8 protein-coding genes and 1 other RNA gene are annotated in these 12,074 nt (G+C 62.1%); 3 read left to right on the top strand and 6 right to left on the bottom strand.

Annotated features, from left to right (window positions below):
- Window positions 1-7: 7 nt before the first annotated feature.
- Window positions 8-1,357: a metal-dependent hydrolase family protein gene (locus GL286_RS12610; protein WP_155095933.1), complete on the bottom strand. Its 1,350-nt coding sequence runs from the start codon at window positions 1,355-1,357 to the stop codon at window positions 8-10.
- A gap of 257 nt (window positions 1,358-1,614) precedes the next feature.
- Between GL286_RS12610 and GL286_RS12615 the strand changes: the two genes are divergently transcribed.
- Genes GL286_RS12615 through GL286_RS12625 form a run of 3 tightly spaced genes read left to right on the top strand, consistent with a single transcriptional unit; the run spans window position 1,615 to window position 6,960 of the window.
- The gene (locus GL286_RS12615) at window positions 1,615-2,292 is read left to right on the top strand and encodes an ImuA family protein (protein WP_155095934.1); all 678 of its coding nucleotides are present in this window, start codon (window positions 1,615-1,617) and stop codon (window positions 2,290-2,292) included.
- Window positions 2,210-3,721 carry a Y-family DNA polymerase gene (locus GL286_RS12620; protein ID WP_155095935.1) on the top strand — a complete coding sequence of 504 codons (1,512 nt, stop codon included), beginning with the start codon at window positions 2,210-2,212 and terminating at the stop codon, window positions 3,719-3,721. The genes GL286_RS12615 and GL286_RS12620 overlap by 83 nt, the downstream gene beginning before the upstream one ends.
- Window positions 3,721-6,960, top strand: a complete 3,240-nt coding sequence (locus GL286_RS12625) for an error-prone DNA polymerase (protein ID WP_155095936.1) — start codon at window positions 3,721-3,723, stop codon at window positions 6,958-6,960. The genes GL286_RS12620 and GL286_RS12625 overlap by 1 nt, the downstream gene beginning before the upstream one ends.
- 68 nt (window positions 6,961-7,028) lie before the next feature.
- Here the strand turns inward: GL286_RS12625 and rpmG are convergent, their stop codons facing one another.
- The 5 genes from rpmG to folE2 all read right to left on the bottom strand — a co-directional run bounded on the left by rpmG (window position 7,029) and on the right by folE2 (window position 12,020).
- Window positions 7,029-7,196 (bottom strand): 50S ribosomal protein L33, encoded by a 168-nt coding sequence (gene rpmG, locus GL286_RS12630; RefSeq protein ID WP_101752137.1) that lies wholly within the window; start codon window positions 7,194-7,196, stop codon window positions 7,029-7,031.
- A 177-nt stretch (window positions 7,197-7,373) separates the two neighbouring features.
- An RNA gene (gene rnpB / locus GL286_RS12635) (RNase P RNA component class A) lies at window positions 7,374-7,743 on the bottom strand.
- 49 nt (window positions 7,744-7,792) lie between these two features.
- On the bottom strand, window positions 7,793-8,545 hold the full coding sequence (locus GL286_RS12640) for a SpoIIAA family protein (RefSeq protein ID WP_170295170.1): 753 nt from the start codon (window positions 8,543-8,545) through the stop codon (window positions 7,793-7,795).
- Window positions 8,546-8,598: 53 nt separating this feature from the next.
- Entirely contained in the window at window positions 8,599-10,992 is a 2,394-nt protein-coding gene (locus GL286_RS12645; RefSeq protein WP_155095938.1) for an ATP-dependent helicase, read from the bottom strand.
- A gap of 59 nt (window positions 10,993-11,051) precedes the next feature.
- The gene (gene folE2 / locus GL286_RS12650; protein WP_170295171.1) at window positions 11,052-12,020 is read right to left on the bottom strand and encodes a GTP cyclohydrolase FolE2; all 969 of its coding nucleotides are present in this window, start codon (window positions 12,018-12,020) and stop codon (window positions 11,052-11,054) included.
- Between the last annotated feature and the right edge of the window lie 54 nt (window positions 12,021-12,074).

Consider the following 12,074-nt stretch of genomic DNA (forward strand, 5'->3'; position numbering starts at 1 on the left):
TCACGCCCTAGTCCGGCAATGTATCCTTATAGATTTTCCCGTCCTTCATAATCAGCAGAAAGTTCTGATCTGGAGCGGCCAGCAGGTCGATATCGCTCAGGGGATCGCCATCGACCAGCAGCAGATCGGCAAGCGCGCCCTGCTCGATCACGCCCAGCTTGCCCTTATAAGGACTACGCGGTCCGGAAAGTGCGAGAAACTCGCTATTTGTCGAGGTGGCCTGACGCAGAATCTCGGCCGGAGTGAACCATTTTGTCAGAGAGGTCAGCATTCGGCCCTGCTGGCGCGCCATGGCCTCTGAAAACAAGACGTCGGTTCCGAAGGCCGTCTTGATATTGTATTTCTTCACCATCTGGTAAAGCTGTTCCGTTCCTTCCATGACCTCGTCTGCCTTGGCCGCCTGATCCGAGCCGGGCGGGAACATGCCCGCGAAGAACTCGGGAACGATAGGCTGGGTCGAAAGCCAGATGTCCTTGTCGACCATATATCGCGCGGTGTCGTCATCGACCAGATGGGCATGTTCGATCACCTTGACGCCCGCATCGATCGCCCTTCGGACCGCAGCCGGAGTATAGGCGTGGACCGTCACATAGGTCCCCCAGTTCGAGGCCGCCTCGACCGCAGCGGTCAGTTCCTCGGCGGTGAAGGTCGAGACATCCAGCGGGCTGTGGGGCGAGGCCACCCCACCTCCGGCTGTCAGCTTGATCTGGCTGGCGCCCTGCATCAATTGCTCGCGCACGCGCTGGCGCACCATATCGGGACCGTCCGCGATCATCGCACCTCCCAGTTCCTCGACCCGCGACAGGGGCTTCGAGCCATCGCGTGGCAGGTCCGAGATCGGGCGGAAATCACCATGCCCGCTGGTCACGGTAATCATCGCACCGGACGGCCAGATCCGTGGACCGGCGACGACACCCGCATCTATGGCCTGCTTGAGTCCGAACGACGGCCCGCCCATGTCGCGCACCGTTGTAAAGCCGCGCATCAGTGTTGCGGTTGCCTCGGCTCCGGCTTGCAGATTGGCAAAGCCGACATCGCCGAACAACATCTGTTCGGGTGTCTGCCGGATCAGCATGGTGTGCCAATGCGCGTCGATCAGGCCCGGCATCAAGGTGCGGCCGCCGCCATTTATCGTAACCGCATCTGAGGCGGGGCTGATCGAATCGCCAATGGCAGCAATCAGATTTCCACGGACCAATACAGAGGTGGCAGCCGAAAGCGTCTCTCCTTTTCCATCATATATCCGCACATCCTTGAACAAGGTCTCGGGCGAGGCCTGCGCGTTGGCCTCGGGTGCGATGTTGGGCATCGACAGCAATGCGCTGAATGTGAAGGCGATTTTCCATGGGCTGTTCATGCTTGCTTCTCTTCCTTTGACCTAGATCAGGAATGCCGCGCGGAACGTAATCTTGTGTCAGTGCCCCCAGAGTTGATTTGAAAGGGATGTGTGTCAATCGACCCTCGGGCGGTTTTTGCCCCCGCGCGCGGTCCCGTTGGGCTGCGTCACCCTCCTTCTTACGGCTTGATGCTTGCCATCGTTCAACTCCAGCGGGCGCGAATTGACGAATCATCTCGGTGCGCGTAAGAACAAAAAGAGAACATAAAGCCTGATCCATGACCGCAAACCCTTTCCTCTTCGGGGTCGCGCCTTTCGGGCGGGCGTCCGGCCCATTGGTGCCTGCCCCTCCGAAGTGGCAGACGCCCGTCCTGTCCGAAACCTTCGGAACCCGCCCTCTGGACGGGGCGGCAAGTGGATTCGTTCGCGCGGCCCTGCCTCAAGGACGCGTGCTATGGGTACAAGACCGACTCAGCCGGATCGAGTTCGGGGCACCCTTCCTGCCCGGCATGGGACGCAGCCTGCTACGGATCGACCTGACCCGCCCGACAGATGTGCTCAGCGCAATGGAGGACGGGTTGCAAAGCCGCGCCCTTGCCGCCGTCGTCGGCGAGATCCATGGCACGCCCCGTGCCCTCAGTTTCACGGCCAGCCGCAGGCTTGCCCTCCGTGCAGAAGCGTCACGCGTGCCCTGCTGGCTGATCCGCCACGCGGCCCCCTCGCCCGAGGCCAGTGCCGCGCGGATGCGCTGGCGCATCTCGGCCCTGCCCTCGGCACCGGATCAGGACGACCCGCAGGCTCCCGGAGACCCGCGTTGGCTGGCCGAGTTGTTTCGCGCCCGTGGCGCACCCCCTTCGCTATGGGAGGCACGCCATGACCGAGCGGCGAATCGTCTCGATCTGGTTGCCACGTCTCGCGATCGAGAACTGGCAGCGCCGGAACGCCGACTGGCCTGAAGACCTGCCACTCGCATTGGCGACAGCCGGAACGCATGGCCAGATTGTCCATGATCTGAACCGCGCGGCGATGGAGTCCGGGGTTTCAAAAATGTCAAGAATTGTTGATATGAAAACAATATGTCCCGCATTGAAGATATCTGATGCGGATCACATCGGTGATACAAAATGGCTCGCTCGTCTGGCGCTATGGGCGCGGCGCTGGGGGCCATGGAGCACGCCGGACGGAACGGATGGCCTGCTGATCGACACGAGCGGAGCGGACCATTTGTTCGGGGGCGAACCGGCCATGCTGATCGACATCCAGGACCGGTTCGCATCGGCTGGTTGCAGCACGAGGCTGGCCATTGCCCCCACACGCGGCGCGGCCTGGGGCTTGGCTCGCTTTGGCAGCGAACGTGCCATCAGCAAGACCGATCCCTTGCCCTATGTCGCCCCCCTGCCCGTTGCCGCGCTGCGGCTTGATCCGCAAACTCTTCTCTTGCTGCGGAGACTGGGCATCAGGACCATTTCCGATCTGGTCGCCGTGCCTCGTCTGGCGCTGATGCGCCGCTTTGGCCGCGCCAATCTGGCCGAAAACCCGCTGCTTCGTCTGGACCAGATGCTGGGTCGCCGACCCGAGCCAATGGCCTCGCCCGAACCTCCGCCCCGCTATCTGGTCGAGACGCGACTGGCCGATCCGGTCATGGACCCAAGCGACTGGCTACCCGGCATGATCAAGGACCTTTGTGACCAGCTTGCCGCGCAGGCGCAGGGTTGCCGCCAACTGCGACTGTCGATCTTCCGCGTCGATGGTGTGGGATGCGACGTCACTGCCCGCACCGCAGCCCCCACGCGAGAGGCAGGGCATTTGTTGCGGCTGTTCGACGGCAAGCTGGAAAACATCGACCCCGGCTTTGGCTTCGATGTGTTCCGCCTGACCGCAGAGGCGGTCGAACCCCTGAACGCGGCCCAACCCGGCCTTGATGGCGAAGACACCGAAGGTTTGGCCTTGGCCCGTCTGATCGACCGGCTGACCGCGCGTTTCGGTGCCGATGCCATCAGCCGTCCGCTTTCCTATGAAAGCCATATACCGGAACGCTCCCAGATCCTTGGCGCGCCCGTTTCGGACGCACCCGCACCTTTGGCCCGTGCCGACCGCCCCCTGCGCCTGCTGACCCCTCCCGAGGAGATCCGTGTGCTTTACGCCATCCCCGAGGGTCCTCCGGGGGCGTTCATCTGGCGTCATCAGACCTTGCGTGTCGCAAAGCACGCCGGACCAGAGAGGATCGCACCGGAATGGTGGCACGACCGCTCTGGCACACGCCTGCGCGATTACTTCCGGATCGAGGACCCCACCGGCCTGCGTCTGTGGATCTACCGCGAGGGGCTGATCCATGACGGGCGCGGTGCCGCGCCGCGCTGGTTCCTGCACGGGATTTTTGCTTGATGCCTGAACACCCGCCACGCCAGCGCCGTAGTCTGCCCCTGCCCCACGGCGCCAATCCGCGCAGCGCCTATGTTGAACTGGCCGTCACCAGCGCCTTCAGTTTCCTGCGCGGGGCCTCGCATCCGCATGATCTGGCTTCTACCGCTTACATGCAAAGCCATGATGCATTGGGAATCGCGGATCTGAACAGTCTGGCGGGTGTCGTGCGCCTGCATGCCGCAGCCAAGCAGCTTGGCCTGCGACCGGTCATCGGCGCGCGACTGGTGCTTCAGGATGGTACGGGCTTTCTGGCCTATCCGACGGATCGGGCGGCATATGGGCGGCTGTCATCGCTGATCTCGAAGGGACGACGGCAGGATCTGTCGGGCGGCTGGCAGAAAAAGGGCGTCTGCGACATTTCACTGGACGATCTGGCCGACCATGCCGAAGGAATGCGGCTGATCTGGCTGCCGGACGATGATCTTGGCCCTTTACCCACCCTTGCCCGCCGCCTGCCGCAACTGTCGCATATCGCGGCAACCTGGCTTTATCGTGGCGATGATCGGGCCAGAATCAACCGTCTGGACCGCACAGCACGGGATCTGGGGCTGGCGATCGTGGCCACCAATGACGTGCATTACCACACTCCCGAGCGTCGGCCTTTGCAGGACGTGATGACCTGTATCCGCGAGGGGACGACCATCACACGTGCGGGACTGATCCTTGCCCAAAACGCCGAACGCCACCTGAAGTCCCCGACCGAAATGATGCGCCTGTTCGCGGACTGGCCCCATGCCATCCACGCCACGCGCGAGATCGCCGATAGCTGCCGTTTCTCGCTGGACGAACTGCAATATGAATACCCGCACGAAAGCGTGCCCTCGGGCAGCACCGCTCAGGACCATCTGGCCACGCTGACCTGGCAGGGAGCCGAGGGACGCTATCCGGATGGAGTGCCGTCGAAAGTACGCGAAGCCATCCTGAAGGAACTGGCGATGATCGGGAAAAAGAACATCGCGCAGTACTTCCTGACCATCCACGAGATCGTCACCTATGCCCGCGCGCAGGGCATCCTGTGTCAGGGACGTGGCTCGGCGGCGAACTCGGCGGTGTGTTTCGTGCTGGGTATCACGCCGGTCGATCCCGCCATCCATGACTTGTTGTTTGAACGCTTCATCAGCGAGGACCGCGAGGAGCCTCCGGATATCGACGTCGACTTCGAACATGAACGCCGCGAGGAGGTCATCCAGCACATCTATGCGAAATATGGCCGTCACCGTGCGGGCCTTTGCGCCACCGTGATCCATTACCGCCCGCGCAGTGCCATCCGCGAAGTCGGCAAGGTCATGGGCCTGTCCGAAGACGTCACCTCGGCGCTGGCCAATACGGTCTGGGGCAGTTGGGGCGAGGACATGTCCTCGGCCCATCCCGATCAGGCGGGCATCAGGCTGACCGATCCACTGATGTCGCGAACCGTCAAGCTGGCCGAAGAGATGATCGGCATGCCGCGCCATCTGTCCCAGCATGTCGGCGGCTTTATCCTGACCGAAGGCGCGCTGTCCGAGACCGTTCCTATCGGCAACGGAGCCATGCCGGATCGCAGCTTTATCGAATGGGACAAGGATGACATCGACGAGTTGAAGATCCTGAAGGTCGATGTGCTGGCGCTAGGCATGCTGACCTGCATCCGGAAATGCTTCGATCTGGTCCGCGCGCATCACGGCCACGACCTGACGCTGGCGACGATTCCTCCGGATTGCGAAAAAACCTATGACATGCTGTGTCGGGGCGACAGCGTCGGCGTCTTTCAGGTCGAAAGTCGGGCGCAGATGAACATGCTGCCCCGCCTGCGCCCGCAGGAATTCTACGATCTGGTGATCGAGGTCGCCATTGTCCGCCCCGGACCGATTCAGGGCGACATGGTGCATCCCTATCTGCGCCGCCGCAATGGCGAGGCCGTCGAGTACCCCTCGCCACGCGACGGCGATCCGGATGAGCTGAAAAAGATCCTGCACCGCACCTTGGGCGTGCCGATCTTTCAGGAGCAGGCGATGAAGATCGCCATGATCGCCGCCAATTTCGACGCGCCCGAATTGAACCAGCTTCGCAAGGCAATGGCCACGTTCCGCTCTCGGGGCACGATCGGAGAGTTGCAGGACAAAATGGTCGGTCGCATGATCGAACGCGGCTATGATCCGGTCTTCGCCCGACGCTGTTTCGATCAGATCAAAGGCTTTGGCGAATACGGTTTTCCCGAAAGCCATGCCGCGGCTTTTGCGCATCTGGTCTATGTTTCGGCATGGCTGCGCTGCCATTACCCGGACGCCTTCGCGGCAGCCCTGCTCAACAGCCAACCCATGGGCTTTTATGCGCCCGCCCAGATCGTGCGCGACGCCCGCGAACATGGCGTGCCGGTTCTGCCGGTCGATGTGAATTTCAGCGATTGGGACAATCTGCTCGAACCCTGCGGGCAAGGATTCGCGCTGCGTCTTGGCCTGCGTCAGATCGACGGGCTGGTACGGTCTCAGGCGGCACGGTTGATTTCTGCCCGTGACAGTCCCTTTGCCGATCTTGCCGATTTACACCGGCGGGCGCGTCTGGACGCCCGTACGATCCGCCAGATCGCTGCGGCAGATGCGTTGCGCTCGATGGGGCTGGACCGTCGCGGCGGACTTTGGCAGGCCCGTGCGCTACGCGACGCGCCCGACCTACCGCTGTTTCGCGAACATGACGACGAAGGGGAAGAACCCCCGATCACCCTGCCCGCCATGCCGCTTTGCGAGCATGTGGCGGCAGATTACCAGACGCTGCGCCTGTCGCTCAAAGCCCATCCCATCGCCTTCTTGCGCAGCAGCATGGCGAAACAGGGCTATGTCTCGGCGCGGGGTCTGGACGCATTGCCGAACAGGACGCGCCTACGCATGGCCGGAATCGTTCTGATCCGCCAGCGGCCCGGCAGCGCCAAAGGCGTCTGCTTCATCACCATCGAGGATGAGACCGGCAGCGCCAATCTTGTCGTCTGGCCCAAAACCTTCGCCCAGTTCCGCAAGGTCGTGATGACGGCGCGGCTACTTGAGGTGCATGGCCATATCCAGCGTGGCGAGGGCGTGACCCATGTCGTCGCGGAATGGCTTGGCGACCGCTCGGACGCACTGTTGCGGCTGACCGGCGATGCGCCGCGCGCGACCGGACTGCCAGCGCCGCGCGCAGGCCATCCGCGTCAGCAGAGGATTCTGCCCGCCTCCCGCGATTTCCATTAGCCGAAATAGCAAGGACCGCGCCCTTTGCGGGGCGCGGTCCTGCATGATCGTAACTGATCCGGCAGATCTTACTTGATCTTGCCTTCTTTGTACTCAACGTGCTTGCGCACAACCGGGTCGTACTTGTTGACCGTCATTTTCTCGGTCATCGTGCGGGCGTTCTTCTTGGTGACGTAGAAGTGCCCGGTCCCGGCCGAGGAGTTCAGACGGATCTTGATCGTCGTCGGCTTCGCCATTTGCTTCGCTCCTGCTGCGGGGCAAAACGCGTATAGCAAACCCCGTGAAATCTCTTGGAAGCCGCCTTTTAGCTTCCGGAACGCCAAAGTCAACCGGGAATCACCCGAACAACCGTGCTTTTGCGGCCTGTCGCCGCAAGTTTCCCGGCCATGCCGGAACAGCAAATGTCGGAAAGAACGCGCGGATGGCCTATAAGCCGGATTTTGTTCCGGGGTTGCCCCCTTCGATGACCATTCCTCTGGCCCCGCCATTGCTGACGGGATCTAGCTGCCAACCCGGACCTTCTGGGGCGAAAGCAGCCCTGCCTTGCGGCGCGAGGTCCCTATTCGGCATTGCTCCCGGTGGGGCTTGCCTTGCCGGTCCTGTTGCCAGTCCCGCGGTGGGCTCTTACCCCACCGTTTCACCCTTACCCATGCATGCATGGGCGGTCTGTTCTCTGTGGCGCTTTCCCTAGGGTTACCCCCGCCGGGCGTTACCCGGCACCGTGCCTTCATGGAGTCCGGACTTTCCTCGACGATTGCTCGCCGCGGTCATCCGGCCATCCGCGCATGGGCCAGATAGGGCCATGCGCAGGGATGGTCAAGCAACCCGTTCACTAAGCGGGCTTGGCATCGGTAATCCACAGCTTCGCGGCGTCCATGGCAGCATTGGGAAAGACTGCGACCTCGCTGGGCATGAGCGGCGCGAAAAGCTTCACCGACCGGGTGATCCAGCCGATATCGCTGACCACTGCCACACGTTCGAAGCTGCGCCAATGGGTCAGGCCAAGACGGGCATCGTCCCATATCGCACCTGCCGAATAGCCCTCGAATTCCGGTCCAAGTTGCATAAGCAACCGAACCTTGCCCAATCGCGCGGCTTTCTCGCGAACCAAGGGAATCAGCTGATCCTCGTAATCGCGCGAGGTGACTTCACCCAAAGCCCGGATTGCGATGACATTATCAGGGAACCCCTCGATCAACTGGTAGCCTTCCGGCTCGTTCTCGGGTGATCCGGCCCAAGCGATTGCCTCGGACTGATCCTTCACGTCGAAATGCCGCAATCTGGCGCGCACAAAGATATCGGCCAGTCCCGGCACAAACGACAGCCCCATGACATCGGTCACCACCGCCACACGCGGCAGAACCGAGGCATGTTTCCGAACCATCTCGAAATGGGCGCGCAACGCCGACAGCCCGTCCCAATGCGGCACGCCCTTCAGGAAAACCACCAATCCCGGCATGCGACCACGCTTGCTCGCATAGTCGTCGATTGCCTTGCCCAACGCTTCGAATTCCGATGCGGCCAGCGTTCCTTCGGGCCGCGCCTCTATGACATTCGTCGTTTCGTCGATCTCGATATTCAACATCGCAAGATCTCCTTCCATGAGGAAATCAAACGCGCGTCGACGCCACGAGGTTCTTAGAACGGTACGTCATCCAGATTACCGGCCTGACCTGACGGCTGCACATAACCTGCCTTGATGGTCTTGAAGCCGGTTGGAAACTCGACGGTCAGCGTATCCTCGGCAATGCCCCTGACGGTGCCATTGCCGAATTTCTGGTGAAACACCCGATCACCGACCGAATAGCTGACAGTCGCGCGCGCATCTATCGTCACCGGTACGCGAGGCGTGGCCTGCACCCGCGTCGCGCTACGCTCTTGCATCCGCCGCCATCCCGGAGAGTTGTAGACATCGGCATGGGCCGCGCGTTCATGCATGCTGGATTGTGCAAAGGTCTGCGCCGCCGCCCCATATCCGCCGCCATACAGACCCGGAGGCGTCAGAACCTCGACATGTTTCTCGGGCAATTCGTCGATAAAGCGCGACGGCAGGCTCGACTGCCACTGCCCGTACATCCGGCGGTTTCCGGCAAAACTGATCGTGACCAGCGCCTCACCCCGCGTGATGCCGACATAGGCCAAGCGGCGCTCTTCTTCGAGGCCCTTCATTCCGGATTCATCCATGCTGCGCTGGCTGGGGAACAGACCGTCTTCCCACCCCGGCAGAAAGACAACGGGATATTCCAGACCCTTTGCCGCGTGCAGCGTCATGATCGACACTTCCTCGGCCTGCTCGTCCTTCTGGGTGTCCATGACCAATGCAACGTGTTCAAGGAACCCTTGCAGGTTGTCGAACTCTTCCAGAGCCTTGATCAGTTCTTTCAGGTTGTCGAGCCGCCCCGGCGCGTCCGGGGATTTGTCGTTCTGCCACATCGCCGTATAGCCGGATTCGTCCAAAATCCGCTCGGCCAGTTCGACATGCCGCACATTCGTGTCGATGGCGTCGGCATGCCAACGCCCCATCCCTTCAACAAAGACGCGCAGCGCCGCAGCGCCCTTGCCACCAAGCGCGCCGACGGCCACCGCCGAGGCCGCGCCTTCCAACAACGACAATCCACGCTCGCGCGCCTCGCGCTGGATAGTCTGCACGGCCTTGTCGCCAAGGCCCCGCTTGGGCAGGTTCACCACCCGCTCGAAGGCCAGATCGTCGGTCGGGCTGACCGCCAGCCGGAAATAGGCCATGGCGTCGCGGATTTCCTGCCGCTCGTAAAAACGGGGACCACCGATCACGCGATATGGCAGGCCAATGGTCATGAAGCGGTCCTCGAAGGCCCGCATCTGATGGCTGGCCCGCACAAGGATCGCGATGTCGTTCAAACTGCGGCGACCGACCGAGTGGCGATGCCCCCCCTGAAACGCTTCGATCTCTTCGCCGATCCAGCGCGCTTCGGCTTCGCTGTCCCAGTGGCCGATCAGGCGGACCGGTTCACCGCCCTCGGCCTCGGTCCAAAGGGTCTTGCCAAGCCGGCCCTTGTTCGCCTCGATCAGCCCCGAGGCAGCAGCAAGGATATGCGCGGTCGAGCGGTAGTTCTGCTCGAGCCGGATCACCTTGGCGCCGGGGAAATCGGTCTCGAAGCGCAGGATGTTGCCGACCTCGGCCCCGCGCCAGCCATAGATCGACTGGTCGTCATCGCCGACGCAGCAGATATTGCGATGCGCCTTCGCCAGCAGGCGCAGCCACATATATTGCGCGACGTTGGTGTCCTGATACTCGTCCACCAGAATATAGCGGAAACGGTCCTGCCATTGGTGCAGCACGTCCGGATGGGCCTGAAAAACCGTGACGCAATGCATCAGCAGATCGCCGAAATCGACGGCGTTCAATTCCAGCAGCCGGCGCTGATAGGCTGCGTAAAGCTTACCACCATGCCCATCGAATGCCTGCCCCTCGCCTTTCGGCAGGTTCGGAGGCGTCAGGCAGCGGTTCTTCCAGCCATCGATCAATCCGGCCAATTGCCGCGCGGGCCAACGCTTTTCGTCAATATTCTCGGCCGCGATCAACTGCTTCAGCAGCCGGATCTGGTCGTCCGTATCAAGGATGGTAAAGCTTGGCTTCAGTTGAAGCGTGGCGTCGCCCACCAGTTCGGCATGGCGGCGCAGGATCTTGACGCTGATGCTGTGGAAGGTGCCAAGCCACGGCATGCCCTCGACCATTTCGCCAAGAAGGCGGCCGATACGGTCCTTCATCTCGCGCGCGGCCTTGTTGGTGAAGGTCACCGCCAGAATCTGGCCGGGGCGGGCTTTGCCCAGTGTCAACAAATGTGCAATGCGCGTGGTCAGGGCGCGGGTCTTTCCCGTTCCCGCCCCCGCCAGAAGCAGGACCGGCCCGTCCAGCACCTCGACCGCCTCGCGTTGCGCGGGGTTCAGGCCGTCCAGATAAGGCATGGGCCGTGCCCCCATCGCGCGCTGCGACAGGGGAACAGTGACCGAGACCGCAGCCTCGAATGCGTCGGAATCGTCGAATTCGTTCATAGCGTAAACATAGCCCCTGCCGGCGCATGGGGGAAGCCCATGTTCACGCCCTGTTCGCGTCAGGCCCGCAGGCTTGCAAATATCGCCGGATCAAGGCTGGACTGGGCGAAGGTTTCGCCTTGCGTCAGCACGCTGACCGCGTCATGCGAGTGCAGCGATTCCTGATGGCTTGCCACAACGCGGAAGTCGCCAATTCGCGGATCGGACATCATCGCCCCGGCAAATGCCCGCACCGCATCCTCGACGAAGATCGGATTCGCGGCGTTCAGCTCGGCAAAGGCCTGCTCGTCTTCGCGTTTGACCATGACCTGCGTTTCGGTCGGCACGGCCAAACGGCACAGATCGACCATATCCTCGAACCACAGGCGTCCTTCGCCCGTCAGCGCGACAGAAATCCGCGCGATCGAACGCTGCGAATGCGGCGTCGCCAGCTGACCGCGCATCTGGCGGGCATGTTCGGACAGTTCGAGCGAGCAAGGGCAGGTCGAGCTATAGACATAATCGACATGCACGATGCGCAGCCGCTGGCCGTTACGTTCGACTAGTTCCAGCGCAATATCGTAATACTGCCAGCCCGTCAGACCCGAGCGCAGCGATTCGACCCGCATCGGAAAGCTGAAGCGCATCTGGATGCGAGCGTCCAAACTATCCAGATCGGACTTGTAATCGTCCAGAGCCGCTTCGAGCACATCCATCGAGAAACGCTTTTCGGCATGGGCATAGAACGAGCGCATGATGCGGCTCATATTGATGCCCTTGCGATCGGCCTCGAGGCTGACGGTGCCGGTGACCGAAGTCTCGAGCAGGACCTCGCCGCCTTCGCGGGTCAGATAGTGGATCGGTAGGCGGAAATTCGAAATACCAACATGCTGGATCGGGGCGCGCGCACCCACGATCAGGCTGGCCGGACCGTTTTGCAGATCCGGCAGGCTGGCTTTATAGGTGTCATCGACGCGAAAATCCAAAGGATATTCGCGCGATAGCGCGGGGTAAGCACGGTCGGTAGCTATAGGGCGGGCCTCAGTCACGGTCGTCTCCCTTGGCAGGACGGGCACAATCTAGGGTCTGCGTACAGAAATTAA

Source organism: Paracoccus aestuariivivens, assembly GCF_009711225.1.
In the GTDB taxonomy this organism is placed as follows: Bacteria; Pseudomonadota; Alphaproteobacteria; order Rhodobacterales; family Rhodobacteraceae; genus Paracoccus; species Paracoccus aestuariivivens.

Bases quoted from the DNA above. Each gene is read 5' to 3' on its own strand.
- GL286_RS12610 (WP_155095933.1), bottom strand. From the start codon at position 1,357: ATGAACAGCCCATGGAAAATCGCCTTCACATTCAGCGCATTGCTGTCG.
- GL286_RS12615 (WP_155095934.1), top strand. From the start codon at position 1,615: ATGACCGCAAACCCTTTCCTCTTCGGGGTCGCGCCTTTCGGGCGGGCG.
- GL286_RS12620 (WP_155095935.1), top strand. From the start codon at position 2,210: ATGACCGAGCGGCGAATCGTCTCGATCTGGTTGCCACGTCTCGCGATC.
- GL286_RS12625 (WP_155095936.1), top strand. From the start codon at position 3,721: ATGCCTGAACACCCGCCACGCCAGCGCCGTAGTCTGCCCCTGCCCCAC.
- rpmG (WP_101752137.1), bottom strand. From the start codon at position 7,196: ATGGCGAAGCCGACGACGATCAAGATCCGTCTGAACTCCTCGGCCGGG.
- GL286_RS12640 (WP_170295170.1), bottom strand. From the start codon at position 8,545: ATGTTGAATATCGAGATCGACGAAACGACGAATGTCATAGAGGCGCGG.
- GL286_RS12645 (WP_155095938.1), bottom strand. From the start codon at position 10,992: ATGAACGAATTCGACGATTCCGACGCATTCGAGGCTGCGGTCTCGGTC.